We start from the raw sequence: 26,362 nt of genomic DNA on the forward strand, positions 1-26,362 counted from the left end.
CAATGCCTCGGCGGCCAGCCCAGCGCCTCACCGGGCCCGAGCCAACTTCCGGCACTCAGAAGTACACCGTCGCACTGGCCCGATACGTTCGCGGCGCGCCCTGCACCAGGATGAAACCCCAGCTCGGCAGCCAGTACCTCTCGTTGGTCAGGTTGTCGACGTTGAACCGCAACGTCACCGGCTTGCCGCCGACCTTGGTGCTGTACCGCGCGCCCACATCAAACGTGTGATACCCCGGCACGATGTTGCTGTTGTTCGCTTCGAGCGCCGAGTTGCCAACGTACTGCCCTCCCGCAGACAACACCAGCCCCGGCATCGCGGGCACGGCGTATTCGAGGTACGCCGTTGCCTTGAAGCGTGGCGCGCCGTAGGCCCGCTTGCCCTGCACCGACGCATCGGCCTGGGTGTTCTCCGCGTCCATGAAGAGCACGCCACCGAGCACCGTCCAGTCGCGCGCCAGCCTGCCGCGCGCACTGAGTTCCAGCCCGCGATAACGCGTCTCGCCGTCTTGCGTGTAGACGTTGTCCGGGCGCAGATAGGCCAGGCCCCGCTGCACCTGGAACAGCGCTGCACCGAACGTCCAGTCGTGCAGCTCGGCCTTGGCGCCGATTTCCATCTGCTTGCTCTTGAGGGGTCCGAACACCGTGCCCGCATTGGCGGCGGTGTTGGGCGCGCTGTTGCCGGCTTCCAGAGATTCCACGTAGCTCGTGTACAGCGTCAGGGGCTGCACGGGCTTGAACATCACCGCCAGCGTGGGCGTGATCGGGTCGCGATCGTACTTGGCGGACGTGGTGCCGTCGGCGTTGTAGCCGGTCTGGCGGAAGCGCGTGTAGCGCAGGCCACCGAGGACCGACCACTGCTCGTTGAACTTGACCGTGTCGCTCGCAAACACGGCGGTCTGATTGATCTTCGACGTGCGGTACATGCCGTCTGACGATGGCACCTGCATCGGTGTCGCGCCCGAAGAGACGAACGCCGACGTGTCATACAGGTTGCCCGTGCCGAGCAGCGTGGCGCCGAAGCCCGTGGTGGCCTGCGTGAGGCTCTGCCATGACGTGCCCAACACCAGCTCATGCTCGATCGGACCGGTGCGGACTCGGCCGTTGACCATCACCTGCGCCTGGCTGTACTGGTAGCGCTGATACGAGCCGTACTGCAGTTCCGTGAACGTGCCCGCGTTGTCGGTGAGCTGGATCGCGCTGTCGGCGTTGCCGCGATTCTGCTGCGCGTAGCGGTACGAGGCGCGCACGTTCCAGTCGGGCGTGGCGGCCCAGTTCAGCTCCGTGCCGACGGTCTTGATCTCGGTTTCGTAGTACGACCCGCGCGAGGCCACACGCTGGCTGCCGTCAATTGCGCGCGGCGTGCGCACGAACTCCGTCACGGGTACGCCAAAGTCCTGGCCGGGGATGATGCCGTAGTACGCGCCCTGTACGTTGCGCTGCATGTACAGCCCGTCGAACGACCATTGCAGATCGGGCGTGATGCGCGCATCGAGCGCGAGCGATGCGGAGTCGCGCTTGATGTGGCCGCCGTCGACAAAGGTGTCGCCTTCTTCATGCACCACGCCCAGACGCGCGCCCAGCGCCTTGCCCTCCCCGAAGCGGCCGCCCACGTCTATCGATTCCTTCAGCGTGCCGCCGCGGGTGAAGCCGAATGTGGCGCTGCCGCCAAACGTGTTGGCTGGCCGCTTCGTGACGAAGTTGGCAATGCCGCCCGGCGTGCCAAAGCCATACATGAAACCGGACAGGCCCTTGAGCAGTTCGACACGCTCGAAGTGTTCGAGCGGGAAATCGCTGCCCCAGTTCGGCACGGCAAGCCCGTCGATCTTGTAGCCCTCCAGCAGGTCGAGCTGCAGCCCGCGGATGGTGATGTTCGATGCTTCGCCGATGTAGCCGTCGTTGTTGGCCGTGACGGACGGGTCGCCCTTGAACACCTCCCCGATGGTCTGCGCCTGGCGATTCTGGATGAGTTCCTGCGTGGCGACGTTGATGGAGAAGGGCGTGTCGAGCAGGGGTCTGTCGCCCAGCGCGCCGGTACTTGCCTGCTTGGCGCCGTACGCGACCGATTTGCCCGCCGACACCTGCGTGGCAGGCAGCTCGACCTGCGCGGTGCTCGGTTGTGCCAACGCTGCGCCGGCGCTCATCGCGCTCAATGCCAGCGCAAGCTGCCGTGCCAGCGGCGTGGCACGAAGGTGGACGGTGGAATGGCGTGGTGCTGCGGCTCGCATGATCAAGCTCCCCGGGATCAATGTGTCGATACGGATGTGCGTGACCACGCGCATGCCGACGGCGGCACGCGCGAGGCCTCTGCGGATGGATGGTTTTTCTTTAGGGCGTCAGGGCTCTCGGGCCACGCTCCTCAGGCTGCGGTGGGCGTGCGATTCACGCGCCGGCATGGCCCAGACGGAATCGGGCGCACCGTGGCGCCCCCGGCGCAACGTGGCACGCGCGAGGCCGATAAAGCCGCACGCCAGCGCCAGTGCGCCGATGTCGAAACCGGCGACCATCCAGTCGCCGCGCGCGATGGTGCGCAGCAGGTGGTCTCCGGTCACGACGGCATTGGTGATGGGGGCGAGTACCGCCGCAACGGCGGCAGCGCCCAGCAACTCGACCGCGCCCCGTGCGGGCGGACGCAGCATCGCCCACGTAATCGCCGCGAAGAACACGGTGTAGTACGTCACGCCAGCCGATTGCCCGGGCCACAGCAGCGCTGCGGGAAACGTCGCCATCACGCCCACGCAGCAGCCGATGCAGACGCCCACCGTCGCACGCGCCAGCAGTTGGTGCACGCGCGGCTGGTCGGCCTGGCGTTGCTTGCGCCGCGATTCGATCCACAGCAGGTTGCCGGAATAGAACACGAACGCGCCGGCCAGGCCCATCACGAGGTAGGCCAGGCGCAGGGCGATATCGCCATAGGTGCCGAAATGCAGCCCGTAGACGAGGCTGTAGATGGCGTGGTTGGTGTCGCGCACGTCCGGCGTCTGGTTGCCGACGAGCTTGCCGCTGTCGGGCTGGTCGGCCGCCGCGCGGATCGCCACCGAGCCGTAGTCGCCCACGGCGCGTGTGCTGCTACCGCGCACTTCCGCCACGGCATTGGCGTCGCCAATGTGCTGATAGTGGATCGACTTTGCCGTAAAGGCCGGTCCGGCCGCTTCGCGTGCGCGGGCCAGCAGTTGCTCGGCGGGCAGCAGCGGCGCGGCGCGGTGGGCGGCGGTCACCGTGCCGGCTGCCGTGGTCACGCGCGGCACTGCGTCGAACAGCTTGCCGTTGAGCGCGACCGTGTTGAACACCGTCATCAGCAGGATGCTCAGGCACAGCACCGGCGCCGTGATCGCAAAGATCAGATGGAAGGGCAGGCTGAACAGGCCCAGCACGTTGTGCATGTCCATCCAGAAGCGCTTGAGATTGCGTCCCGGGCGCACCGCCAGCAGATCCTTCTTCAGGCGCGGCAGATGCAGCAGCACACCGGAAATGAGCGCCACGCAATACAGCACCGAGATCACGCCCATGAAGTACATGCCCGGCTCTTCCAGCCCGAGCGAGTAGTGCAGCCGGTTCAGGAAGTTGGCCAGCTCGCCCTTCATCGGTTCGATCGACAGGTCTTTCGGCGACGTCTTGCCCGCGGCAAGCCCGCTGCCGGTGGTCATCTGCCATTCGCCCTTGCTGTTCTGCCAGTAGGCGGAGAAGTCCGGCTCGCCCTCATTGGGAAAGATGACGTAGGTGCTGGCCGCCGCCGCCGGGTGCGTGCGCACCAGCGTGTTGACGAAGCGGTCGACCTCGGCCGGTGCGATGGCTGCCGACGCGTGATTGGCCCGCAGCGGGTTCTGCCAGGCGTGCAGTTCTTCATGGAACACTGTCAGCGCGCCGGCAAAGAAGGCGATGAACAGTGCCCAGCCGGCCATCAGGCCGACCCAGGTATGCAGCGTCTGATACAGGCGTAAGGTTGCAGGTTTCATCGCGGAGTCAGCTCACCATCAGGCGCGGCAGCCATAGCACGCCGAACGACACCGCGTTGGCCGCAGCCAGCACGGCCCAGGCGCGAGCGCTGGTCGGAAACAGCACACTCAGGCTGATGATCACCGCCCACAGCGGCAGGCAGAAGAGCAGCGCGCCGATGACGCCGCTCTCCCATCCGCCCGGCAGCCAGACGATGGCCAGCGTGCACAGCGCAATGGACAATGGCAGGCCAAGCACCGCCCCGGCCAGCCACTTGGTGCCCATGCCCGTCATGGCTGCGGCTCGGCGCCGGCGCGCCGGCGCTGCACCCAGGCGCCTGCCAGCGGCCACAGCGACAATGCGCCCGTCATGACGAGCACCACCGCGATAACGGCACCGGCCCAGCCCAGCACGTCATTCCACAGCACGACGGCCACGGCGCACAGCGCAGCGGCGGCGCTGCACAACAGCCGCCCGCGCCCGCGCGTTGGCGGCGCAAACAGCACCTGGTTCGGCGCGGCCGCATAGAGGCAGCCCGCCGCCAGCAGCCCAAGCAGGAGGGCAATACCGTGCATGGCAGTCTTCAATGGAATTAAGAACGCAAATGATAATGATTCGCATTGCAAGTGGCAAGCGCTACCCCTGCTCGTTGTAAGGACGGCGCGATGCCGTCCGCCGAGCCGGATGTCAGTGGAGGTTGCCCCAGCGCGGTACGGCCGGCTCCGCATTGGCCCATTGCCATGCGTTGCCGTTCTGGCAGGCGTAGATGGTGTATCCGGCGCCCGGGGCGGTCTTCGGCGCGCCGGCTTCCTGCACGGTGAGGATGGCTTCGCGGCAGGTGGCCAGCGGCGTGGTGAAGGTCCGCACGAGCACGACCTGGCCGTGCGCTTTGGTCACGCCCATCATCCGTTCGAGGGACCAGTTCAGCGACGGCGTGCTGTCGCTCAAGCGGCCCACTGCGGTGGCCAGCGCGTCCTGCTCGCTCGCGGCCCATTTGCGTGTCGCATATTTGATGGAGGCATCGGTGGCGGCGTTGACGGACACTGCCACGCCATAGGCCACCGCCGGGTTGGCTGTCACCGTGCCGGAAGCGATGCCCGCGGCAGCGCCGGTGAGCGGGCCGACCGACGAGCAGCCGGCCAGGAACGCGGCACCGGCCGCCAGGAGCCAGCGCATGCCGCTCATTGCAGCGAACCCCAGCGCGCGGTGGCCGGTTCCGCCGTGGCCCATTTCCATTGCTTGCCGTCGTTGCAGATGGAGGCAATGAAGAAGTCGACCTGCGTGGCCTTGCCATCGGCCGTGTCGACCGTGAAGAGGATTTCCTTGCAGTGGACGAGCGGCCCGCTGATCGACCGCGTGACGACCACACGCCCCTGCTCGTTCGGCTCGAGCGGGAGGCGGTGCTTGACCTGCCAGGTGCCGACCGTGTTGTCCGGCAAGCTGCCGGCCACCTGTGCGATCAGGTCCTGGGTCTCGGCATGCACGACGCGCTGCGTATGCTGCAGCGCCGCCCGCGCCCCCGCCTGCACGCCCAGGCCGATGCCGGTGGCAACGGCGGCGTTGTCGGTCACCTTGGTGGCGATGGCCGCACCGGTGACGCCGGCGGCGGCCGTGGTGCCCTCCGACATCAGTGAACTGCAGCCGCTGAGTGTCAACGTGCCGAGGGCGAGCGCGCTGCCCAGCAGCCGGGCAGATGCGAACCGAGGTGTGCGCATGTGAGGGCTTCCAAATCTGCAACACGGCGCATTCTAAAGGACACGGCGGCCCGCAAACGGCGATGCCGCGCGGTTTCTCACAATTGTTTTGAGTTGAGCGGATGCGTGATCGCAGCGCGTGGCAGCTGCGCACGGGGTCTCGCTGCCGGATTGAATCGATCGTCCGCGGCAGGAAACCGCTTGACATGTGCATATGCACTGATAAACTGCAGCCCATGTCGCAGCCACCCGGAACCCCCAAGTGCACCGCGCTCGCCATCCGCCAGGCGGCGCGTTATGTCACGCAGCTTTATGACCGCCATCTGGGCGAGGTCGGGCTGACGTCATCGCAGTTTTCGGTGCTGGTGGCCATTGCCACCGCCGCCGGTGAACCGACGATGGCCTCGGTGGCGGAAGCCCTGGTGATGGACCGGACCACCCTCGTGCGCGCGCTGCAACCGATGCAGCGCGATGGCTTGCTTGTGCAGAAGCCGGCGTCCACAGGACGTGCTACGGCCTTGCACCTGACGTCGCGGGGGCGGGCGCTGCTCAAGGCCGCCGAGGCACACTGGCGGGCGGCGCAGCAGGAGATTGACGACAAGTTCGGGGTTGACCGGGCCAGGGCGCTTCGCGAGGCCCTGTTTGCACTCACCACGGCTTGAACCCGCGCCAGGCAACGGCGCATTTTTTTGCGGTAAAACTGTGCATATGCACACATGGAGATCGATATGGATATCAAAGGCAAGACCATTCTGGTGACGGGCGCCAATCGCGGCCTGGGGCGGCAGTTCACGCAGGCGCTGCTGGCCGCTGGCGCCGCCAAGGTCTACGCAGGCGCCCGCGACCCGCAGACGGTCACGCAGCCGGGCGTGCAGGCCGTGCGCCTCGATGTGACCGACGCCGAGTCGATCGCCGCAGCAGCAGCGGCGCTCACGGACGTTGACGTGGTCGTCAACAACGCAGGCATCATGCAGCCCGCGTCCTTGCTCGCGCCCGCTGACATCGGCGCGATCCACCAGACCTTTGACGTGAACGTGTGGGGCCTGCTGGCCGTCACGCAGGCGTTTGCGCCGGTGCTCAAGCGCAACGGCGGAGGCGCCGTTGTGAACGTGCTGTCGGTACTGAGCTGGGTGGCGCTCCCGACGAGCGGGGCTTACAGCGCATCGAAGGCCGCGGCCTGGGCGCTCACCAACGGCTTGCGGCACGAGTTGCGCAGCCAGGGGACACGCGTGGTCGGCGTGCACCCGGCCTACATCGATACCGACATGACGGCGGGCGTGGCCGCGCCGAAGTCGACGCCCGAACACGTCGTGGCCGAAGTGCTGCGCGCACTGGCCGACGGCCGCGACGAAGTCCTCGTGGATGACGTGGGCCGCAACGTGAAGCAATCGCTCTCGGGCGCAACGCCGGCCTACCTCGCGGCCTGACCGGCGGCGGGGCGCTCGCCCTCGCCGCACATCTGGCGGCGATAGCGCTGCGGTGAAAACCCGACCTGCTTGCGGAACATCGCAATGAACGCAGAGGGCGCCCCGTAGCCGAGCGCAAGCGCAATCTCCTGCACCGGCCGGTCTTCCCTGAGCCACACCAGCGCGCGCAGCAGGCGTACGCGGTTGCGCCATTGCACGAAGGTCATGCCCAGTTCGGCCTGGAAGCGGCGAGCGAGTGTGCGCTCGGTACTGTGCACGCGGTCGGCCCATTGCTTGAGGGTGGTGTTGTCGGCGGGGTCGAGGCGGATGGCCTGCAGGATGGGCTCGAGCTGGCGATCGGTGCTGTCGGGCAGGTAGCTGTCGGCGTGGCCGGCCCGCACGAGGGCCTGGACGAGCAGTTCGAACTGGCGGAGGTCCCAGTCGTCGGCCATGGCGGTGATGCGGCGCGTGGCGAAATCCTCGATCAGTGCCCGCACCAGCGGCGTCTGCGGAATCAGGCATGCCATGGGCGGCAGCCGTTGCGCGAGCGGCTCGGCCACGTACACCGAGAGGAAATCCGTCGCCTGCCGGATCGACGCGGAATGCGGCTGGTTGGCCGGCACCCAGATCAGGTACTCCGCCGGCGCCGTCAACCGGCGGCCATCGACGGCCACTTCCATGAGCCCCAGGCTGATGCGGTTGATCTGGCCCCACGGATGCGTGTGCGGCTCGATGTCGGTTTCGGGCGCGAAATGGTCGTAGCGGAAGTAGAACGGTGCGCCCTTGGGCACCCGCAGATCGGCTTCGCGGTAGGCGGTGTACATGGGGCTCGCTCGGTTGTCGTCTTCGAGCGGTGAAGTTGTCCGGTTTGCAGTATATGTTCTGAACCGGACATCACTACACTGCCTTCTTCGATTGTTCCACGGAGGCCCTCGTGCCTGTGCTGTATCCCTTGCTGGCAGTGCTGATCTGGGCTGCCAATACGATTGTGTCGAAGGCCGCGGCCGGTGTGGTCGACCCGGCGGCCATCTCGCTGTACCGCTGGGTGGTGGCGGCGATCGTGCTGACGCCGTTCTGTGCGCGGCCGTTGTGGCGCCAGCGCCAGGCGATCGCGGCGCAGTGGCGGCGCTTTGCCGTGCTCGCGCTGCTCGGCATGGTGATGTACCAGTGCCTCGCGTATTACGCGGCGCACAGCACGAGCGCGACCAACATGGGCGTGATCGGCGCGTTGATCCCGCTGCTGGGGCTGGTCCTGAACGTGGCGGTGTTTCGTCAGCCCGTGGGCGCGCAGGCGGTGGCGGGGGTGGTTGTCTCGCTGCTGGGCGTGCTGTATCTGCTCGGCCGCGGAGAGCCGGCCAACCTGTTCGACGGCGGCATCAACCACGGCGACGTGCTGGTGCTCGTCGGCGCCACGGCCTACGCGCTGTACAACATCCTGTATCGGCGCTGGGCGCTGCCGTTCGGGCAGTGGCTGAACCTGTATGTGCAGGTGCTGATGGCCGTGGTAATGCTCGTGCCCGTGGCCATGACGGCGCACAGCCTGGCCATTCCGGCCAAGGGCATCGGGCTGGTCGTGTTTGCGGGCATTGCCTCGTCGATTGTCGCGTCGTACCTCTGGATGCTCGGCCTCAAGCGCATCGGCAGCGAGCGCACGGCGGTGCTCATGAACCTGATGCCGGTCTTCACGGCCGGCCTGGCCGCGGTCATGCTCGGCGAGACCGTGCACAGTTATCACTGGATCGGCGGCGGTCTCGTATTGCTGGGTGTGAGCCTGGCGCAGGGCATCGTGCGCCTGCCCGCGTTGGGACGGGGCGCGCGCGCCTGAACACGCACGGATTTCCCCCCGCGCGGCGCGGTGGTTGGCGGTAAAATCGACCGCACGACGGGCGCACCAGTGGCGCCCGCCGCGTCTTCCAGAACCCCAATCGCAGACCATGAAACGCAGCGCCGGAGCCGTCACCGTCGATGATGTTGCCGCGCATGCGGGCGTGTCGATCAAGACCGTCTCGCGCGTGCTGAACCACGAGCCCAACATTAGCGAAAAGACGCGCGCCAAGGTAGTCGAGGCGATGCAGGCGCTGGATTACCGGCCCAACCCCGCCGCCCGGCGACTGGCCAGCAAGCGCGCCGACATCATCGCGCTGGTCTACGACAACCCGTCGGACAACTACATCGTCAACATCCAGCACGGCGCGCTCGAAGCGTGCCGGGCGCTCGACTACAGCCTGCTGCTCACCCCCTGCAACTACCGCGATCCGGGCCTCGCCGCGCAGATCATCCAGAGCGCCCGCCAGCGTGCACTGGCCGGCGTCATCCTCACGCCGCCGGTGTCGGACGTGTCGTCATTGGTTGCGGCGCTGGATGAAGCCGGCATCGATTACGTACGTCTCGCACCGGCCGATCGCCAGCACAAGGGCCTGTCCGTCAACACCGAAGACCGCGCCGCCGCGCGCGACATGACGCTGCACCTCATCGGCCTGGGCCACCGCCGCATCGGCTTCGTGGTGTGCGACCCGCACCACGGCGCTGCATACCAGCGCGTGTTCGGCTACCGCGATGCGATGGCGCAAGCCGGCATCGAGGTCGACGAGCGCCTGGTCGAGCAGGGCGAGCATTCGTTTGAATCGGGCGTCGCCTGCGCCGAGCGGTTGCTCTCACGCGAGCCGCGGCCGACCGCGATCTTTGCCGGCAACGACGACATGGCCGCCGGCGTGCTGCGCGTGGCGCAGGCGCGTGGCATCAAGGTGCCGGAAGAACTGTCCATCTGCGGCTACGACGACACGCCGCTCTCCCGCCAGCTGTGGCCCGCCCTCACCACCGTGCGCCAGCCGATCCAGGCGATGGCGCATGCGGCGGTGGAACAGCTCGTCGCGATTCATCGCCCGCATTTACCGGGGCTGAAACCGCATTCGGTGCACGAAAATTTACAATACGAGCTGGTAATCCGGGAGTCCACCTGTCCACCCCGGATTTAAAATGCGGCTGGCCATGGCAGCCAGGCAAATTAAAAAGTGACGTCAGGCGCCCTTGTGCCGCCCCAATCCACTGACTGACCCACCCGGTCGGGGGGTGGTGGAACCTTGACCGGGACGTTATGTTGCAGTGCGGGTTATTCGCACAACGGTTTGCCGATCGCCTATATTGGGATTTCCGGTGACCGGCCGGGCCCTCCTGAAATGATTACGAAAACGTAAACGTCTGTTCCGTTTCGTCATCGCTTCTATTCGCGCAATTCGTCACCAAGCTGTCATGTCTGCACGGCCTCATGGCAAGGTTGGCGAGCCTCTTTGGCCCGATGCCCCCTCCGCTACCCGCGCGACTCTGGCGAAATGGACCAAGTCGAGGGCGCGATTGCGGCCACTCGCCGGCAGTAATTGAACGATTTTTTGGACGGAAGAATTGATGAAGAACGGCAATGCCGCGGTATATGCGGAAGACGGCGAGTTTGGTCTGGATTGGCAAGCATTAATGTCGCGCTGCTGGCAATTACGGCGACAGATCGTTTTGTTTTCCGTTGCATTTGCCGCACTGATTTTCGCCGTAGCTTTCTGGATGGGTCGGCAGTATTCCAGTGAGGGTTTCCTGCGTGCCCCCCGCAAGTTTGCCGAGTACAACGCGCAAAAGGCGGCATTCTGGGACCGCGAGACGCTGCGCCGCTATCTCGAAGAAAACAAGAAGCCCAACGACGCAAACGATAACTACCTGCTCGGACACCTGAGCGAACATTTCGTGCAGGCCCACGTGCAGCCTGTTCTACCGTTGTCCAAGGAGGATCTGCGGTATATCGTGGATGCAAAGGGTGTCCTCGATGCCGCCGGCATTCTCGGGTTCTCGATCTCGTTCAAAGACCCATCCGCAGAGCATGCGCAGGCACGTGTCCAATTGATGGGCGACTACATCAAGGACACCATGCTCAGCGAGGACCTCGTCGATACGATCTACACCAAGGCCGGCGAGGCGAAAACCAAGAAGCAGACGATCGACAACCAGATCATTCAGAAGCGCGTGGCATTGGCGCAGGCGGGCAGCCGGCTGGAAGCGGCGCGGGCGATCGCTGGCAAGTATCCGGAAGCGTCGAAGATGGAAGCGCGGCAGTTGCTGTCGACCGGGAGCGACAGCCAGTCCTCACGCTATCTGTCGCCCATGGCGCAGCTGGTCGGCATTGAAACCGAGATTGCCGACCTGAAGGCGCAGTTGACGTTGCTCGAACGCGATGGTGCGCAGAATGCACTGCGTATGGAGTTCTATGACCGCATTCAACAACGCAGCGCTCAGCCGCAGACAGGCGCCGCGCTGCTGGCTGAGTTCGTGAAGACGGCGAAGGCAGTCTTCGCTGACAAGGATCTTCAGGATGACAAGGTTCGCGAAGTCTATAACCAGATCATGCTGGTGGCCGAGCAGATGCGGAACAAGCACATCACGGAAGCACGGTTTGTTTCCGGCCCGACGTTGCCGGAGTATCGCTCGGGCCCCGGTCCGCTGGCGTTGATGCTGCTGTCGTTGATCGGGGGGATCGGCCTCGGCGCCGCCGTTGTGCTGGCGCGCGATAAGCTGCGTGCACCCCAGGCAGCGCACGGCCAGGAGGATGACCCGGAAGACGTCCTGCGACCCGTCCACGTGGCCTGACTCCAGACGCTGCAAATGCAAAAGGCCCGGCTATCATGCCGGGCCTTTTTTGCTGCTGGCGGCGCGGCTACTGCGATACACCGACCAGCGCATACAGGTCATCCTGCGGGTCATAACCCAGCAGCTTCCGGCCGGTCTCCAGCCCCCAGTCCATCCCGCTGTTGTTCGACACCCCGTTGACGACGATGGCCGGTGCCGGCCAGCTTTCCGGGTCTGCCGTGACGGCGCTGAGGAACAGCCGGCGCAGGTCGCCGTTCGATAGCCACATGTTGCGGAACCAGCGCAGGGCGATGCGGCTGGCTTCGTCGGGCAGTTCGTCCGGCACGGGCGTGCCGGCGGTGCCGGAATAGTTGATGTCGTTGGGATCGTTTTCGTCGGGCAGGGCCCAGCCGATGCGCAGCGACACGATCGACAGCTTGCCGCCGTTGGCCGCAGACACTTCGGCGATGGCTTTGCACAACCGTTCTCCCATCGCCTTGGAGGTGCCGTAGGCGAGCGAATAGACGTCTTCGGTGCCGTTGTTCCAGCGCGTGCCGGGCGCGGGCGGCAGCTCGGCGGTGAGCTTGCCGGGGCCGATGGTGGCGGCCAGCGGCTGATCCTTGTACGCGCCCATGGCGTGGTTGGACGAGGCGAACACGAAGCGGCGCACGCCGCGCGTGGCGGCGGCCTGCAGCACGTTCAGCGTCATGCCGTACGAGGCCAATGCCTGCTCCCACGTCGCATCTGGCGTGGAATGGATGGCGGCCAGGTGGATGACGGCATCGACGTTCTCGCGCACGCCGGTCCATGCGCCGTCGGCCTGCGTGAGGTCGGCTTTGACCCACTGGAGGCGCTGGGTGGCCTGCGCAGAGAACGACACGTTCTGGTCGACCCAGTCGATACCGATGATGGCGGTGCACCATGGGGCGGAGGCCAGTGCCTCGACGACCTTGCGGCCGAGGTTGCCGGCTACGCCGGTGACCAGTACGCGAGCGGGGGGTTGGTAGTTAGCCACGGTGTTGGAGTTGGGTTGGGTGTTGGGGTGGGGCGGGGGTTGGACGGTGGTGGTCCATCCCGTGCTTTCGTCCCTGCCGGGGCCGGCTGACTTTCTTTGTCTTGCCAGAGTAAGTCAGCAAAGAAAGGCACCCCCGGGATGGCGAGAACGTCGTCGGATTTCCGAAACGGGCGGAGATGCCCGCTTACAGAAACCCAAGGCGCCATCCAGGGCAGGGACAGCCAGACCGTCTCTGTGCTTTGCGTTGCGCCCGGCTGGGTTCCGCTCGCCTTGTCAGCCGCGGTTGGAGCCGGACAGCACGTCGATCAGCACCGCGAGCACGAGCACGCCGCCCTTGACGATCATCTGCCACGAGGCGTCGACGTTCATTTGCTGCATGCCGTTGTCGAGGCTTGCCATGACGAGGGCGCCGATCAGCGCGCCGTACACGGTGCCCGAGCCGCCGCGCATCGAGGTGCCGCCGATGAAGCAGGCGGAGATGGCGTCGAGCTCGCCGCCCACGCCGGCCGACGGCGAACCCGCCGCCGAGCGCGCCGTGGTGATGATGCCGGCGAAGGCGCACATCAGACCCATCAGCACGAACACGAACAGCTTCACACGGCCCACGTTCACGCCCGACAGGCGCGTTGCTTCCATGTTGCCGCCGACCGCATACACGTGGCGGCCGAACACGGTTTGCGTGGCCACGTACGAGAAGATGGCCAGCAGCACCAGCAGGATCAACACCGGCAGCGGCACGCCGTTGGCCTGGTTGAGCACGGCGACGAAGCCGAACGATGCCGCCGCGATGGCCAGCAGTTTCAGGCCGTCGGCCCACAGCGGCGGCAACGAGAGCGACAGGCGTGCGCGGTCACGGCGGCGGCGCACGGTCAGGAAGACCGAACCGGCGACGATGAGAGCGGCCAGCGACCACGCCAGCGATGCCGGCACAAAGCTCTGGGCCAGGTTGCCGAGGTCATCGGGCACGGGCGCGATCGTCACGCTGTCGGTGCTCCATTGCAGCAGGCCACGGAAGGCCAGCATGCCGCCCAGGCCAACAATGAACGATGGCACGCGCAGCTTGGTCGTGATGAAGCCGTTGACCACGCCGATGGCCGCACCGGCCACGAGCACGGTGATGACCGCCAGCCACGTGTTCCACCCCAGGTTGACGGTCAGGATGGCGACCAGCCCGCCCAGCAGGCCGAGCAGCGAGCCGACCGACAGGTCGATCTCCCCGGCGATGATGACGAACACCATGCCGCAGGCCAGCATGCCGGTCACCGACATCTGCAGGAACAGGTTGGAGATGCTGTTGGGCTTGAGGAACGTGCCGTTGGTCTGGACCTGGAAGAAGATCCAGATGAGCGCCACGGCCAGCAGCAGGGCCAGCACCTTGTAGCGCACGAACAGTTGCTGAATGGCGCGGCTGTCGAGGCGGGGGCCGCCGTTACCGCCTTGGCGGGCGAGTTGGGATTGCAGGATGTTCGACATGGCGAAGCTCTGTTCAGGCAGCCTGGGGCTGCGGTTCTGCATGGATGGCTGCGGCCAGGATGCGCTCCTGGGTCAGGCCTTGATTGACGAAGTCGCCGCGCACCTGGCCCTCGCCCATGACGAGGACACGATCGCTCATGCCCAGGATCTCCGGCATCTCGGACGAGACCATGATGATCGCGACGCCGCTGGCGGCCAGGTCGGCAATCATCTTGTAGATGTCGTACTTGGAGCCGACGTCGACACCGCGCGTCGGTTCGTCCAGGATCAGCACCTTCGGCATCGCCAGCACCATCTTCGTGACGACGGCCTTCTGCTGATTGCCGCCGGACAGGCTGGCGATCGACAGCGCCGGGCTGGCGGTCTTGATACGCAGGCGCTTGATTTCGCGATCGACGGTGGTCAGCTCGGCGCCCTTGTCGACGCGCAGACCGCGTGCGTACTGCGCGAGCGTGGCCAGCGTGATGTTCTCGCCCACGGCCATCAGCGGCACGATGCCGTGCCGCTTGCGGTCTTCCGGGACGAGGCAGATGCCGTTGGCAATCGCTTCCGCCGGCGAACCGACCTTGACCGGCTTGCCCTCCATGATGATCTCGGCGGTGGAGCGGCCGGGGTAGGCACCAAACAGCGCGGACACCATCTCCGTACGCCCCGCGCCGACCAGGCCGGCAATGCCGAGAATCTCGCCGCGCCGCACGGCAAAGCTCACGTTGTCCGCGCGCTTGCGGTTCGGGTTGGTGACGTCCCAGCAGGTGACGTTGCGTGCTTCCATCACCACCTCGCCCACGGTGTGTTCGATCTTGGGGAACAGCGACGTCATCTCGCGGCCGACCATCATGGTGATGATGTCATCGATGCGCATGTCGGCGGCCGGGCGCGTGCCGATGTGCTTGCCGTCGCGGATGACGGTGATGGTGTCGCACACGCGCTTGACCTCGTCGAGCTTGTGCGAGATGTACACACACGCCACGCCGCTGCGCTTGAGGTCTTCGATGATGGACAGCAGCACCTCGATTTCCTTGGCCGACAGCGACGACGTCGGTTCGTCCAGGATCAGCAGGCGCGCGTTCTTGGCGAGCGCCTTGGCAATTTCGAAGAGCTGCTGGTGGCCGCTGCCGTAGTTCATCACGGGCGCGGCCACGTTCACGTCGGTCAGTCGCAGGCGCGCGAGCAATGCCTCGGCCTTGGCGTGCATGGCGTCGTAGTCCATGCGACCCCCGGGCTTGGTGATCTCGTTGCCCAGGAAGATGTTTTCCGTCACGGAGAGCTGCTGGACCAGCATCAGCTCCTGATGGATGATCACGATGCCGGCGCGCTCGCTGTCGCGCACGGAATGCGCGTGCAGTGGTTGCCCCTCCCAGAGGATTTCGCCCTCGAAGGTGCCGTACGGGTAGACCCCCGACAGCACCTTCATGAGGGTCGACTTTCCGGCGCCGTTCTCCCCGCACAAACCGACGCACTCGCCCGGCTTCACTGCCAGGCTGACGCCGTCGAGCGCGCGCACACCGGAGAACGACTTCACGATGTTGCGCATCTCGAACAGGGTGCCGCTACTGCTCATGGCGTTCTCCTACTGACTACGACTGACCACTGCATCGACGGCTTACTTGCCGAAGACCTGCTGGCGCGTATAGAAGCCGTCCTTGACGACCACGTCCAGGTTGTCCTTGGTCAGCAGCGTCGGGGTCAGCAGGATGGTGTCGACGTCTTTCTTGCCGTTGTTCAGCTTGGTGTTGAACTTCGGCGTGGTGCCCTTGACGAAGTCGACGGCCATTTCGGCAGCGGTCGCGGCGATCTGCTTGATCGGCTTGTACACCGTCATGGCCTGGGTGCCCTCGGCCACCCGGCGCACGGCAGCCAGGTCGGCGTCCTGACCGGACACCGGCACCTTGCCTGCCAGCTTCTGGCGCGCCAGCGCCTGGATCGCGCCGCCGGCCGTGCCATCGTTAGACGCCACGATGCCCTGGATATTGTTGTTGTTCGCCGTCAGCGCGTTCTCAACAATGTTCTGCGCCTTGGCGGGGTCCCACTCGGGCGTCCACTGCTCACCGACGATCTTGATGTCGCCCTTGTCGACCAGCGGCTTGAGCACCTTCATCTGGCCTTCGCGCAGCAGGCGAGCGTTGTTGTCGGTCGAGGCCCCGCCGAGCAGGAAGTAGTTGCCCTTCGGGGCCAGCTTGACCACGCCCTGTGCCTGCAGCTCGCCCACCTTCACGTTGTCGAACGTGACGTAGCCGTCCACATCGGCGTTCAGGATCAGGCGGTCATACGACACGACCTTGATGCCCTTCTTCTTGGCGCTGGCGATGGCGTTGCCCAGCACCTTGGAGTTGAACGGCACGATCACGAGCACGTCGACGTTCTGCGCGATCAGGTTTTCGATCTGGGCGATCTGCTTGGCTTCGTTGGCGTTGGCCGACTGCACGTTGACAGTCGCGCCCAGCTTCTTGGCCGATTCGACAAAGTAATCGCGGTCGTGCGTCCAGCGCTCCACGCGCAGGTCGTCGATCGAGAAGCCGATCACCGGCGCTTCCTTGCTGGCGTGCGCCGACGTTGCGGCAAAGGTGAGGATGGCCGCTGCGGCCAGGGTGTTCAGTACGCGGGAAATCATGAAGGTCTCCTGTTTTGCGTCGATGCTTTAGAAGGTGACGCCCGTCTTCAGGCCGACGACGAACGCATTCTTGTTCTGCGTGGTGCCGCCCGGATGCAGGATGTACTGCAGATTCGGCCGGAAGTACACCGATTTCACCGGCGACCAGCTGTAGTAGAGCTCGCTCACGTACTCGTAGCCGTCGCCCACCACGGTATTCGCGCCGGTGCGGGCATTGACCTGGTGCACGTAGTCGGCGAAGCGCCCGTTGTTGTGCGTGGCGCCCACGGCAAAGCCGATGGTGTCCTGCAGGCGGTCAAACGGCCCCTTGTACTGCACGCCGACCGAGATCTGGTGATCGGTCTGCGCGGTGTTGCGGTCCGCCTGCGAGAAGTTCAGGAACACCGTGGCGCCGCGGCCATCGGGCGCGCCGGTGATCTGCTGCTGCAGGTTCAGGTAGGCGCCGTATTGGCCGTTGCGCTGGCGCGCATCCAGCCCGGTGATGCCGCGCGGGTTGCCGTTCACGTCTTCGTAGAGGTCCTTGCCGTCGGACGTGTTGTACCAGACGCCCACGCGGTACGTGCCGGGGCGGCCCTCGATCTTGGGCATCCAGCCGAATTCCAGCGGGATCAGGGCGCCGGTGGTGCCGCCCGGGTTGTTGAGCTTCCAGCCGTTGCGGCGGGCCCAGCCGTCATCCACGTAGTTCGGGTTGACCTGGTACACGCCGATCTGCGCGTAGGTGTCGGCCGAGGTGTGCACCTTGGCGCGCGCGCCCCACTGGCTGGTCGGCCAGTTCACCCAGTAGCCACCCACCAGGTTGCCCGGCTGCGAGCCGCAGAACGTCAGGTTCTGGAAGTCGCACGAGAACGAGAAGAAGTCTTCGCCCACCGTCACGCGGCCGGCCTTGATCTCCAGGCGATCGTTGAGCAGCTTCTGGTTCAGCCAGAACTGCGTCAGGTGCCACGTCTGGCCGCGGCCATAGACTTCCTGGATCAGCATGTTGTTGCCGATGTTCGCATCGCTGCCGAGGTTGCGGCCGTTGCGGTCCGTCACGGTCGCCTGGAACGTTGCACCCTGCCAGCCGACGAGCTTCTGCAGGTCCATCGCGGTGCCGATGACCCACTGGTCGGTGTAGCGCGTGAGGTGTTCGGTGCCGCCGCTGAAGTTGTGCGCGATTTCACTGCCGTAGCCGAGATTGAAGGTCACGCCCTGTTCGGCCAGGCGGGTGCGCAGGCCGCCCCAGTCGCCGGTCAGATACGGGCTGGTGGTGACGTCATACGCGTGCGCGCCGGCCGCGCCCAGGGCGAGCACCGCGGCGGTGATGGCCGACATGCCGATGCGTTTGCTGCGGGACTGCTGACGTGCGGCCGGACGTGCTGTCGAGCGGCGCGCGAATTCGAGCTCCATGGACTGTCTCCTGATATTGGAACCGCATGTCGCATGACAGCGGTGTCGGCGTTCTCTTCTGAATAGTGTGGCGGGCCGACGGACGCAAGAATGGACACAATTGACAGCGCTGTCAATCTCGGGGTTTGCCCTAGTTCGTTCGGGACCATGCACCGTGTCGAGGGCGATGGACGGCGATGCTGCGGTGCGGAAATCGCAGGCGACAGGCCCAGCGCTGCCATGGGTGCGCGGCTTTCTGCATGGTATCGATCTTGCTCATGCTGCACGCCGTTTTCCGAACCGCCCGAGGAGCCGCCATGCAACGCGAAGATGTGACCGACCTGATCTTCCTGCAGAAGATCAAAAAGCAACTGACGTGGGCGCAGTTGGCCGAGGTGATCGGCCACAGCAAGGAGTGGAGCACGGCAGCGCTGCTCGGCCAGATGACGCTGACCGAAGCGCAGGCGAACGCCATTGGTGCGGCGCTGGACCTGCCTGAAGAGGCCATCGCGCTACTGCAGGTGCCGCCGTACAAGGGCTCGCTGCCGACGGCCGTGCCGACCGATCCGCTGATCTATCGGTTCTACGAGCTCATCAGCGTGTACGGCACCACGTTCAAGGCGCTGATCCACGAGGAGTTTGGCGACGGCATCATGAGCGCGATCGATTTCAACATGGATCTCACGCGCGAGCCGGACCCGAAAGGCGACCGCGTTCGCATTGTGATGAGCGGCAAGTTCCTGCCCTACAAGACGTATTGAAGCGTCCTGCCGCGCCGGTGCGCCATCGCGCGGCAATCCGCTCGCTGCGAGGGCTTCGGTGTCGGCTCCGCGCTCTACGTGAAGCACTATCCGAAATCGAGATACCGGGTATTCCCAATATGGCGTTGTGAAATTTTGCTCCTCTTCCTACGATCCACCGCAGATCCGTTATCCGTACGGATGTTCGCAACAAGAACATCCGCTGCCGCCGCGGACGAACAGCGACAGATCCGAAGGATCAAGGAGACAAGATGATTTGGCGCCCCACGGCGCAGGCATCACGCCTGTGCGACGCTCTCCGGCTCCGCGCCACCGGCCGGGGTTGGCGAATGAGCACGACCCACGCAACAGCCGCACTCCACGTGCAGCGCTTCCTTGCCGAGTGCCCCTCCTCGCCGTCCCGGTGGCCCATCCTGCTGCTGCGTTTCCCGATCGTTGCCGCCTTCGGCTTTGTCGCGCCCGCACAAGGGCCCCAAAACCCCCGGCAACACAAGGAGACATCGCGATGAAGACTTGCGTCGCCATCATCGGTGCGGGGCCGTCGGGCCTGCTGCTCGGCCAACTGCTCAGCAGGGCCGGCATTGACAACGTCGTGCTCGAGCGGCAAACCGGGGAATACGTCCTTGGCCGGATCCGTGCCGGCGTGCTCGAGCAGGGCACGGTCGAACTGATGCGCGAGGCGGGCGTCAGCGAGCGCCTCGACAGGGAAGGCCTGATTCACGAGGGGATCGAACTCATCTATGGCGGACGACGCGACCGCATCGACCTGAAAACGCTGACCGGCGGCTCGACCGTGACGGTCTACGGGCAGACCGAAGTCACGCGGGACCTGATGGCCGCCCGCAAGGCCAGCGGCGCCCAGACCGTGTACGAAGCCGCCGACGTGCGCCTGCATGACCTCGACACCGACAAGCCCTACGTCAGCTTCCAGACGCACGGCGAATCGTTGCGCGTCGACTGCGATTACGTCGCGGGATGCGACGGCTTTCATGGCGTTTCGCGCAAGAGCATTCCCGAACATCTTCTGACGCACTATGAGCGCGTCTATCCGTTCGGCTGGCTGGGGCTGCTTTCCGACACGCCGCCCGTCAGTGACGAGCTGATCTATGCATACCATGCGCGCGGCTTTGCGCTTTGCAGCCAGCGCTCGACCACGCGCAGCCGGTACTACCTGCAGGTGCCGCTCGATGAGCGCGTGGAAGCCTGGCCCGACGATCGCTTCTGGAAGGAGCTGCGGACGCGTCTGCCCGAGGACGTGGCCGCCCACGTGGTCACGGGCCCGTCGATCGAGAAGAGCATCGCGCCGCTGCGCAGCTACGTTGTCGAGCCGATCCAGTACGGCAGGCTTTTCCTCGTGGGCGACGCGGCGCACATTGTTCCGCCGACCGGTGCCAAGGGGCTGAACCTCGCCGCGAGCGACGTGAACACGCTCTACCGGATCCTGCGCGGGGTGTACCACGAGGGGCGAACGGACTGGCTGCAGAAATACTCTTCGATTGCGCTCGGCCGCATCTGGAAGGCCGAGCGGTTCTCGTGGTTCATGACCAACCTGCTCCACGAGTTTCCTGGCCGCGACGCGTTCGACAGGCGCATGCAGCAGACCGACTACGCCTACTTCCTCGACTCCGAGGCCGGACGGAGAACCATCGCAGAAAACTACGTCGGCCTGCCGTTCGATCCCATCGAATGACGGCCGAGCGGCCGGGCCAGTTACTCTTCGTCGCCGTCGTCGTGCCCGTCGATGAGCGGGCGGCCGCGGCGCGGCATCTCCGAATCCAGCACCAGGCGGCCATGCACGCGGCCCTTCATGCGCGTGACGTGGTGCGTGCAGTCTTCCATGTGCGTACTCATGAGTGCACGCACGGTGTCGGCGTCGCGCGCGCGGGCCGCATCCAGAATCTGCCGGTGGAACTTCACGTTGGAGGCGCCGAACTTCGCGTGGTCCTTCGGCGAGGTTTCGTTGCCGAACACCACAAGCTGCCGAATCATCTCGTTGATCAGCTCGCAGCAGAACCGCAGCATCGGATTGGGATTGGCAGCGGCCAGGATGTCGTGAAAGCTCAGGTCTTCCTGGCGCTGGTCGAGCGGCGCAGCAGCCTTGGTCGACGCTGGGTCGCACAGGTCGATGGTGTGCTCGAGCGCGCGGAAGTCGTCTTCGGTCAGATGCGGCACGGCGCCGGCGGCCAGTTCAGGCTCCAGCAGGCGCCGCACGGTGTAGACATCCGCAATGCCGATGTCTTTGAAGAACAGATAGTTCTGCATGAGCTGGAACGTGCGGTCCAGCGGCACCTCGACGATGGTGCCGCCGCCGGCGGGCCCCGTGCTCACACTCACCAGGCCTTGCACTTCCAATGATTTGAGGGCTTCGCGGATGGTGCCCTTGCTCACGCCGAAGGTCTCCTGCAGCTTGACCTCCTGCGGGAGCTTGTCGCCGGGCTTGAGGTTGCGCTGCGTGATCAGCCGCTTGAGTTCTTCGGCAACGAGATCAGCGCGTTTCTGCTTGCGGATGCCGATCGGCGGTGTCTTGCCTGCTCCGAGTGTGGCCATGGATGTCCGTTCCTTGTTGCGCGCATTCTAACTGCCGGGCTGTGCTGCAGGGCTTGCCCGACGTGGTGCATGCATGCCCTCCGATCGTGCGCACGCACCGCGTTTTCGCATCGTCGCCCGGCGCCTTCATCGTCCATACCTTGGCGTAAACACCGACTTCGTCGTCGTTGACGCGGCGTGGAGGCGGCTTCTATGATGATTTCGCCTATTTATCATAACAAATATAAGAAACTGGTCTGGTTCTTGCTCGACGGGATGGCCGGCGAAGACCTTGCCGGTGAAGGCCTGGAGGAAGCTGCCGCCGGTGGTGGCTCCGAGCGCTGTTCTGTATCCACACGACCCCAAGGAGTGCGCTTTGAATCGTCGAGATTTGCTCAAACTGGCGGCGCTGTCCGCCGTGCCCGCGTCGGTGCTGCAGGCCCGTTCCGCGTTGGCCGCCGATGCCATCGAACTCGGCTGCCCGGTGCCGATGTCCGGCGCGTTTGCCGCCAACGGCAAATTCGCCGACCTGGGCATGAAACTGGCCGTGGAGCAATACGGCAAGGTGCTGGGGCGCCCGCTGGCGTACAGCGTGCTCGACACCGAAGGCAAGCCGGCCACGGCCGTGCGCAAGATGCAGGAACTCGCGCAGCAGAAGAACGCGCGCTACTTCGCGGGCGGCATCCTGTCGTCCGAGTCGCTCGCGATGGGCAAGGAGGCGGAGAAGTTCGGCGGGGTGTTCATCACGACCGCGGGCGCCGATGAAATTACCGGCAAGGACTGCAACCGTGCGACCTTCCGCTGGTCGGTGCCCACATACGGCGCCATCGAGCGCACCGTGCGCCCGCTGATCGAATCGATGCCCAAGGCCAAGCGCTGGTACACCATCACGCCGCAATACGTGTTTGGCGATGGGTTGCTCTCGGCGGCCAAGAACATCTTCAAGGAAAAGGGTATCGAGCATGTGGGCAACAGCTATCACGCGCTCACCGAGAAGGAATTCAGCGGCTACCTGACCAACGCGATGGCCGCCAAGCCCGACGTGCTGCTGATCCTGAACTTCGGCTCGCAATCGTCCGACACGCTGCGCCAGGCGGTGAGCTTCGGCATGAAGAAGAACACGACGATCCTGGTGGCGTGGGCGTCTGGCCTGGAGCAGTTCGAATCGCTCGGCGCCGACCTGTGCGATGGCGTGTACTTCGGCGCGCAGTACTGGCACGACGTCGATACGCCTGCCAACCGCGATCTGGTCAAGCGCACACAGGCCGCGTTCAAGACCAACCCGAACTACAGCCTGGCAGGCTCGTACACCTGCACCAAGATCCTGCTCGACGCGATGGCCAAGGCCGGCAGCGCCGATCCGAAGGCCGTGATTGCCGCGCTGCAGGGCATGAAGTACGACGGTCTGACGGGCCCCGAAGAAATTCGCGCGGCCGACCACCAGGTGCTCAAGAACTACTACCTGCTCAAGGGCAAGCCCAAGAACCGCATGAAGGACAAGGACGACTTCGCCGAAGTGGTCGCCGTCGGCAAGGCCTTCCTGCCGGTGGAGCAGACGCAGTGCAAGATGGCCTGAGGGTCTGATCTGCGGCACGCCCGGCTGGCTTCAGCTGTTGAAGCACGGGCGCTTGTCTTCCTGAGTGCCATTTCGGTCAACGCAATGAACGTCTACCTGCTCCAGGTCGTCAACGGCGTGGGGATCGGCATGCTCTACTTCCTGCTGGCGGTGGGGCTGTCGATCATCTTCGGGCTGTTGCGCTTCGTCAATTTCGCCCACGGCGCGTTTTATGCGCTGGGCGCGTATCTCTGCTTCCAGGCCTTGCAGATGGGCATGGATTTCTGGCTGGCGCTCGTGCTTGCGCCCATCGTCATCGGCGCGCTGGCGTGGGTGACGGAGAAGGTGCTGCTGCGCCACGTCTACGCGCAGGCGCACGAATTCCACATCCTCGTCACCGTGGGTCTGGCCCTGGTCGTGCAGGAACTCATCATCGTGGCGTGGGGGCCGCTGGGCGTCGATGTACCGGCACCCGATGCCTTGCAGGGCGTGGTGATGTGGGGCGATTTCGTCTACCCGAAATACCGCCTGTTCGTCATCGGTTTTACAGCCGTGCTGGCGCTCGCGCTGTGGTGGCTGCTGGAGGGCACGCGCCTGGGCAGCGCGGTGCGCGCGGGCAGTGAATCGACCGAGATGGTCTCGCTGCTCGGCATCAACGTGTTCCGCCTGTTCAGCTTGATGTTTGCACTGGGCGCGGCGACGGCAGCGGTGGCCGGTGTGCTGGCGGCGCCCATTCGCGGCGCGGAGCCGTTCATGGGCGTGGAGGCCCTCGGCGTCGCCTTCGTGGTTGTGGTGGTGGGCGGCATGGGCAGCTTTGCGGGGGCGCTGGTCGGCGGCCTGCTGGTCGGCATCGTGCAGAGCCTGATGAGCACGCTGTGGCCCGAGGGCGCGCGGCTGATGATCTACGTGGCGATGGCGGCCGTGCTGCTGCTGCGCCCGCACGGCCTGCTGGGGAGGGGATGATGCAAGCCGCATTCCATGGAATTTCGCGACACCGCTTCTGGTGGCTGGCGCTGTGCGTGACGTTGCTGCTGCCGCTGGTGCTCAGGTCAGGCACGTTGGCCACCGAAGTGCTCGTCTACGCGATGGCCGTGATGGCCTGCAACGTGCTGCTCGGCTACACGGGGCTGCTGTCGTTCGGGCAAGGCATCTTCTTCGGGCTCGGCAGCTACGCCGCGGGCATCGGCCTCACACAACTGGCGCTGCCGATGCCGGTGGCGCTTGTCCTGGCCGTGGTGGTGGGCGCGGTCGTGGCGGCGGTGGTCGGCTGGTTTGCGATCCGCCAGCGCGGCACGTACTTCGTCATGCTGACGCTGGCTTTCTCCCAGATGTTCTATTTCCTGGCCTACACCACGCCGTCGCTCACAGGCGGAGACAACGGCCTGCTGGACATTCCGCGTCCGGCGTTTGCGGCGTCGCCGTGGGCGTTCTACGCGTTCGTGGCAGTGCTGTTCCTTGTCGTGTTCTTCCTCGTGCAGCGTGTGACGGAATCGGTGTTTGGCCGCACGCTGCTGGCGATTCGCGACAACGAAGAACGTGCGCTCGCCGTCGGCTACAACGTGCGCGCCTTCAAGCTGCTCGCGTTTGTCATCTCCGGTGCGGTGACGGGGCTGGCTGGCGCCCTGCACGCCATGCTCACGGGCATCGCGCCGCTGGCCAATATCGACTACCACGTCAGCGAGATGATTCTGGTGATGACCGTCATCGGCGGCACGGGCAACGTGTTTGCGTCGGTGTTGGGCGCAGCGTTCTATGTGTTGCTGTCGGACTGGCTCTCGAGCCTGTGGCCGCGCTGGCTGATGCTGCTGGGCTTCCTCTTGATTGCGGTGAGCCTGTTCATGCAGCGCGGGCTGTTCGGGCTCGCGCAGAAGCTGTGGCAGCGCGTGCGCGCGCCGCGTCACGCACCGGCGGTGCAGGAGGAGCGCGCATGACCACCACGCCCATCCTCCAGGCCACCGGCATCGTCAAGCAGTACGGCAAGTTCACCGCACTGGGCGGCGTTGACTTGCGTGTGATGCCCGGCACGGTCCACTCCGTCATCGGGCCCAATGGCGCGGGCAAGACCACGCTGTTCCACATGCTCACGGGCACGCGCATGATCACCAGCGGCACCATCGTCTTCGATGGCCACGACGTGACGCGCGAAGCCGACTACCAGCGCGTGCAGCGCGGCATCGCACGTTCGTTCCAGGTGACGAGCCTGTTCCCGAGCTTGTCGGTGCGCGAGAACCTGCGCCTGGCCGCTCTCGGCACCACGCCGCGTCGCGCCATGCACGGCTGGCGCCTGCCGCAGGGCGATCTGGCCTGCACCGATACGGTCGACCGCGTGCTCGAACGGCTGGAGTTGCCGCGCCTGGCCGACACGCCAGCCGCCGCGCTTTCGCACGGCCAGCAGCGGCGGCTGGAAGTCGGCATGGCCCTGGCCGCCAACCCGCGTGCGATCTTTCTCGACGAGCCGACCTCCGGCATGGGCGTGGACGATCTGCCCGCCATGAAGGCGCTCATTCGCGGCCTCGCGCAGGACCACACCGTCGTTCTGATCGAACACAACATGGACATCGTGATGGACATCTCCGACACGATCACCGTCATGCAGCAGGGCAAGGTGCTCATGGAGGGCACGCCCGACGCCGTGCGGTCGGACCCGCGCGTGCGCGCCGCGTATCTCGGCAACATGATCACGGGAGGCAAGAAATGACGACGACGGCGATTCTCGACGTTGCAGACCTCCACGGCTATTACGGCAAGAGCCACGTGCTGCAGGGCGTGGTGCTCACGGTGGGAGAGGGCGAACTCGTGACGCTGCTCGGCCGCAATGGCGCCGGAAAATCGACCACCCTGAAGACGATTGCCGGCGTGGTGACGCCGCGCGGCGGGCAGGTGCGTTTTCGCGGCAAGGACATCGCTGGGCAGCCGCCGCATCGCATTGCCGCGCAGGGCCTGTGCCTGGTGCCGGAGCATCGCGGCATCTTCAAGCTGCTGACGGTGGAGGAAAACCTGAAGCTCGGCGCGCGGCGGGATTCTCCGTGGCAGCTGGCCGACATCTATCGCATCTTCCCGCGCTTGCATGAGCGGCGGCGCAACGGCGGCGCCAACCTCTCCGGCGGCGAGCAGCAGATGCTCGCCATCGGGCGCGCGCTGATGAACCACCCGCGCCTGCTGATGCTCGACGAACCGGTCGAAGGTCTGGCGCCCGTCATCGTGGAAGAGATCGTCGCGCAGCTGAAGGTCATCAAGCAGGCGGGCGTATCCATCCTGCTCGTCGAACAGAACCTCGAAGTCTGCACGCAGCTCGCCGATCGCCACGTGATCATCGAACAGGGCCGCGTGGTCTACACCGGCACCAACGAAGCCTTCCGCGCCGACGACGCCATCAAGGACCGCTACCTTGGCGTCGGCCTGGCCGCTTAAACGTA

Annotated in this window: 25 protein-coding genes; 12 read left to right on the plus strand and 13 right to left on the minus strand. The window is 65.5% G+C overall.

Annotated elements, in window-relative coordinates:
* Positions 1–55: 55 nt before the first annotated feature.
* The 6 genes from KHN96_RS03145 to KHN96_RS03170 all read right to left on the minus strand — a co-directional run bounded on the left by KHN96_RS03145 (position 56) and on the right by KHN96_RS03170 (position 5,650).
* The gene (locus KHN96_RS03145) at positions 56–2,227 is read right to left on the minus strand and encodes a TonB-dependent siderophore receptor (protein ID WP_181817440.1); all 2,172 of its coding nucleotides are present in this window, start codon (positions 2,225–2,227) and stop codon (positions 56–58) included.
* A gap of 108 nt (positions 2,228–2,335) precedes the next feature.
* Positions 2,336–3,955 carry a PepSY-associated TM helix domain-containing protein gene (locus KHN96_RS03150; RefSeq protein WP_062738563.1) on the minus strand — a complete coding sequence of 540 codons (1,620 nt, stop codon included), beginning with the start codon at positions 3,953–3,955 and terminating at the stop codon, positions 2,336–2,338.
* A 7-nt stretch (positions 3,956–3,962) separates the two neighbouring features.
* Entirely contained in the window at positions 3,963–4,229 is a 267-nt protein-coding gene (locus tag KHN96_RS03155; protein ID WP_045219029.1) for a hypothetical protein, read from the minus strand.
* Positions 4,226–4,510: a hypothetical protein gene (locus KHN96_RS03160; protein WP_045219027.1), complete on the minus strand. Its 285-nt coding sequence runs from the start codon at positions 4,508–4,510 to the stop codon at positions 4,226–4,228. The genes KHN96_RS03155 and KHN96_RS03160 overlap by 4 nt, the downstream gene beginning before the upstream one ends.
* Before the next feature lie 112 nt (positions 4,511–4,622).
* Positions 4,623–5,111: a hypothetical protein gene (locus tag KHN96_RS03165; protein ID WP_226947021.1), complete on the minus strand. Its 489-nt coding sequence runs from the start codon at positions 5,109–5,111 to the stop codon at positions 4,623–4,625.
* Between the two features lie 5 nt (positions 5,112–5,116).
* Positions 5,117–5,650: a hypothetical protein gene (locus KHN96_RS03170; protein ID WP_181817441.1), complete on the minus strand. Its 534-nt coding sequence runs from the start codon at positions 5,648–5,650 to the stop codon at positions 5,117–5,119.
* A gap of 215 nt (positions 5,651–5,865) precedes the next feature.
* Here KHN96_RS03170 and KHN96_RS03175 point away from each other — a divergent pair, with 215 nt between their 5' ends.
* Both KHN96_RS03175 and KHN96_RS03180 read left to right on the plus strand, forming a co-directional pair.
* On the plus strand, positions 5,866–6,291 hold the full coding sequence (locus KHN96_RS03175; RefSeq protein ID WP_045219020.1) for a MarR family winged helix-turn-helix transcriptional regulator: 426 nt from the start codon (positions 5,866–5,868) through the stop codon (positions 6,289–6,291).
* 66 nt (positions 6,292–6,357) lie between these two features.
* Positions 6,358–7,056 carry an SDR family oxidoreductase gene (locus tag KHN96_RS03180; RefSeq protein WP_062738561.1) on the plus strand — a complete coding sequence of 233 codons (699 nt, stop codon included), beginning with the start codon at positions 6,358–6,360 and terminating at the stop codon, positions 7,054–7,056.
* Here KHN96_RS03180 and KHN96_RS03185 read toward each other — a convergent pair.
* Complete coding sequence (locus KHN96_RS03185; RefSeq protein WP_062738560.1) at positions 7,041–7,859, minus strand: AraC family transcriptional regulator; 819 nt, start codon at positions 7,857–7,859, stop codon at positions 7,041–7,043. The genes KHN96_RS03180 and KHN96_RS03185 overlap by 16 nt on opposite strands.
* A gap of 110 nt (positions 7,860–7,969) precedes the next feature.
* Here KHN96_RS03185 and KHN96_RS03190 point away from each other — a divergent pair, with 110 nt between their 5' ends.
* From KHN96_RS03190 to KHN96_RS03200, 3 genes are all read left to right on the plus strand, one after another.
* A complete protein-coding gene (locus tag KHN96_RS03190; RefSeq protein WP_062738559.1) occupies positions 7,970–8,860 on the plus strand; it encodes a DMT family transporter in 891 nt (296 codons plus the stop codon).
* Between the two features lie 109 nt (positions 8,861–8,969).
* A complete protein-coding gene (locus KHN96_RS03195; RefSeq protein WP_062738558.1) occupies positions 8,970–10,010 on the plus strand; it encodes a LacI family DNA-binding transcriptional regulator in 1,041 nt (346 codons plus the stop codon).
* 427 nt (positions 10,011–10,437) lie between these two features.
* Entirely contained in the window at positions 10,438–11,661 is a 1,224-nt protein-coding gene (locus KHN96_RS03200; protein WP_045219009.1) for a GumC domain-containing protein, read from the plus strand.
* Positions 11,662–11,728: 67 nt separating this feature from the next.
* Here KHN96_RS03200 and KHN96_RS03205 read toward each other — a convergent pair whose 3' ends face one another.
* The 5 genes from KHN96_RS03205 to KHN96_RS03225 all read right to left on the minus strand — a co-directional run bounded on the left by KHN96_RS03205 (position 11,729) and on the right by KHN96_RS03225 (position 18,125).
* Positions 11,729–12,655, minus strand: a complete 927-nt coding sequence (locus KHN96_RS03205; protein ID WP_115044584.1) for an NAD-dependent epimerase/dehydratase family protein — start codon at positions 12,653–12,655, stop codon at positions 11,729–11,731.
* A 273-nt stretch (positions 12,656–12,928) separates the two neighbouring features.
* Positions 12,929–14,128 (minus strand): sugar ABC transporter permease, encoded by a 1,200-nt coding sequence (locus tag KHN96_RS03210; RefSeq protein WP_045220337.1) that lies wholly within the window; start codon positions 14,126–14,128, stop codon positions 12,929–12,931.
* 13 nt (positions 14,129–14,141) lie between these two features.
* Complete coding sequence (locus KHN96_RS03215; RefSeq protein WP_045219005.1) at positions 14,142–15,689, minus strand: xylose ABC transporter ATP-binding protein; 1,548 nt, start codon at positions 15,687–15,689, stop codon at positions 14,142–14,144.
* Between the two features lie 42 nt (positions 15,690–15,731).
* Positions 15,732–16,739, minus strand: a complete 1,008-nt coding sequence (gene xylF / locus KHN96_RS03220; RefSeq protein ID WP_045219003.1) for a D-xylose ABC transporter substrate-binding protein — start codon at positions 16,737–16,739, stop codon at positions 15,732–15,734.
* Between the two features lie 27 nt (positions 16,740–16,766).
* Positions 16,767–18,125, minus strand: coding sequence for a carbohydrate porin (locus KHN96_RS03225; RefSeq protein ID WP_045219002.1), 1,359 nt, complete (start codon positions 18,123–18,125; stop codon positions 16,767–16,769).
* Positions 18,126–18,421: 296 nt separating this feature from the next.
* Between KHN96_RS03225 and cynS the strand changes: the two genes are divergently transcribed.
* Both cynS and pobA read left to right on the plus strand, forming a co-directional pair.
* Positions 18,422–18,865: a cyanase gene (gene cynS / locus KHN96_RS03230; RefSeq protein WP_062738019.1), complete on the plus strand. Its 444-nt coding sequence runs from the start codon at positions 18,422–18,424 to the stop codon at positions 18,863–18,865.
* A gap of 505 nt (positions 18,866–19,370) precedes the next feature.
* Entirely contained in the window at positions 19,371–20,555 is a 1,185-nt protein-coding gene (gene pobA, locus KHN96_RS03235; RefSeq protein WP_062738020.1) for a 4-hydroxybenzoate 3-monooxygenase, read from the plus strand.
* 20 nt (positions 20,556–20,575) lie between these two features.
* On the opposite strand, the gene KHN96_RS03240 is transcribed toward pobA, so the two are convergent.
* Positions 20,576–21,412: a FadR/GntR family transcriptional regulator gene (locus KHN96_RS03240; RefSeq protein ID WP_062738021.1), complete on the minus strand. Its 837-nt coding sequence runs from the start codon at positions 21,410–21,412 to the stop codon at positions 20,576–20,578.
* 355 nt (positions 21,413–21,767) lie between these two features.
* Between KHN96_RS03240 and KHN96_RS03245 the strand changes: the two genes are divergently transcribed.
* From KHN96_RS03245 to KHN96_RS03265, 5 genes are all read left to right on the plus strand, one after another.
* On the plus strand, positions 21,768–22,967 hold the full coding sequence (locus tag KHN96_RS03245) for an ABC transporter substrate-binding protein (RefSeq protein ID WP_062738022.1): 1,200 nt from the start codon (positions 21,768–21,770) through the stop codon (positions 22,965–22,967).
* 84 nt (positions 22,968–23,051) lie between these two features.
* Positions 23,052–23,909: a branched-chain amino acid ABC transporter permease gene (locus KHN96_RS03250; RefSeq protein ID WP_009240143.1), complete on the plus strand. Its 858-nt coding sequence runs from the start codon at positions 23,052–23,054 to the stop codon at positions 23,907–23,909.
* Positions 23,909–24,877: a branched-chain amino acid ABC transporter permease gene (locus tag KHN96_RS03255; protein WP_062738023.1), complete on the plus strand. Its 969-nt coding sequence runs from the start codon at positions 23,909–23,911 to the stop codon at positions 24,875–24,877. Before KHN96_RS03250 ends, KHN96_RS03255 begins: the two co-directional genes overlap by 1 nt.
* The gene (locus tag KHN96_RS03260; protein WP_062738024.1) at positions 24,874–25,644 is read left to right on the plus strand and encodes an ABC transporter ATP-binding protein; all 771 of its coding nucleotides are present in this window, start codon (positions 24,874–24,876) and stop codon (positions 25,642–25,644) included. The genes KHN96_RS03255 and KHN96_RS03260 overlap by 4 nt, the downstream gene beginning before the upstream one ends.
* A complete protein-coding gene (locus KHN96_RS03265) occupies positions 25,641–26,357 on the plus strand; it encodes an ABC transporter ATP-binding protein (protein ID WP_062738025.1) in 717 nt (238 codons plus the stop codon). Before KHN96_RS03260 ends, KHN96_RS03265 begins: the two co-directional genes overlap by 4 nt.
* Positions 26,358–26,362: the final 5 nt, after the last annotated feature.

It is taken from the genome of Ralstonia mannitolilytica, from assembly GCF_905397375.1.
Lineage (GTDB): Bacteria > Pseudomonadota > Gammaproteobacteria > Burkholderiales > Burkholderiaceae > Ralstonia > Ralstonia mannitolilytica.

Bases quoted from the DNA above. Each gene is read 5' to 3' on its own strand.
- KHN96_RS03145 (WP_181817440.1), bottom strand. From the start codon at position 2,227: ATGCGAGCCGCAGCACCACGCCATTCCACCGTCCACCTTCGTGCCACG.
- KHN96_RS03150 (WP_062738563.1), bottom strand. From the start codon at position 3,955: ATGAAACCTGCAACCTTACGCCTGTATCAGACGCTGCATACCTGGGTC.
- KHN96_RS03155 (WP_045219029.1), bottom strand. From the start codon at position 4,229: ATGACGGGCATGGGCACCAAGTGGCTGGCCGGGGCGGTGCTTGGCCTG.
- KHN96_RS03160 (WP_045219027.1), bottom strand. From the start codon at position 4,510: ATGCACGGTATTGCCCTCCTGCTTGGGCTGCTGGCGGCGGGCTGCCTC.
- KHN96_RS03165 (WP_226947021.1), bottom strand. From the start codon at position 5,111: ATGCGCTGGCTCCTGGCGGCCGGTGCCGCGTTCCTGGCCGGCTGCTCG.
- KHN96_RS03170 (WP_181817441.1), bottom strand. From the start codon at position 5,650: ATGCGCACACCTCGGTTCGCATCTGCCCGGCTGCTGGGCAGCGCGCTC.
- KHN96_RS03175 (WP_045219020.1), top strand. From the start codon at position 5,866: ATGTCGCAGCCACCCGGAACCCCCAAGTGCACCGCGCTCGCCATCCGC.
- KHN96_RS03180 (WP_062738561.1), top strand. From the start codon at position 6,358: ATGGATATCAAAGGCAAGACCATTCTGGTGACGGGCGCCAATCGCGGC.
- KHN96_RS03185 (WP_062738560.1), bottom strand. From the start codon at position 7,859: ATGTACACCGCCTACCGCGAAGCCGATCTGCGGGTGCCCAAGGGCGCA.
- KHN96_RS03195 (WP_062738558.1), top strand. From the start codon at position 8,970: ATGAAACGCAGCGCCGGAGCCGTCACCGTCGATGATGTTGCCGCGCAT.
- KHN96_RS03200 (WP_045219009.1), top strand. From the start codon at position 10,438: ATGAAGAACGGCAATGCCGCGGTATATGCGGAAGACGGCGAGTTTGGT.
- KHN96_RS03210 (WP_045220337.1), bottom strand. From the start codon at position 14,128: ATGTCGAACATCCTGCAATCCCAACTCGCCCGCCAAGGCGGTAACGGC.
- KHN96_RS03215 (WP_045219005.1), bottom strand. From the start codon at position 15,689: ATGAGCAGTAGCGGCACCCTGTTCGAGATGCGCAACATCGTGAAGTCG.
- xylF (WP_045219003.1), bottom strand. From the start codon at position 16,739: ATGATTTCCCGCGTACTGAACACCCTGGCCGCAGCGGCCATCCTCACC.
- KHN96_RS03225 (WP_045219002.1), bottom strand. From the start codon at position 18,125: ATGGAGCTCGAATTCGCGCGCCGCTCGACAGCACGTCCGGCCGCACGT.
- cynS (WP_062738019.1), top strand. From the start codon at position 18,422: ATGCAACGCGAAGATGTGACCGACCTGATCTTCCTGCAGAAGATCAAA.
- pobA (WP_062738020.1), top strand. From the start codon at position 19,371: ATGAAGACTTGCGTCGCCATCATCGGTGCGGGGCCGTCGGGCCTGCTG.
- KHN96_RS03240 (WP_062738021.1), bottom strand. From the start codon at position 21,412: ATGGCCACACTCGGAGCAGGCAAGACACCGCCGATCGGCATCCGCAAG.
- KHN96_RS03250 (WP_009240143.1), top strand. From the start codon at position 23,052: ATGAACGTCTACCTGCTCCAGGTCGTCAACGGCGTGGGGATCGGCATG.
- KHN96_RS03255 (WP_062738023.1), top strand. From the start codon at position 23,909: ATGCAAGCCGCATTCCATGGAATTTCGCGACACCGCTTCTGGTGGCTG.
- KHN96_RS03260 (WP_062738024.1), top strand. From the start codon at position 24,874: ATGACCACCACGCCCATCCTCCAGGCCACCGGCATCGTCAAGCAGTAC.
- KHN96_RS03265 (WP_062738025.1), top strand. From the start codon at position 25,641: ATGACGACGACGGCGATTCTCGACGTTGCAGACCTCCACGGCTATTAC.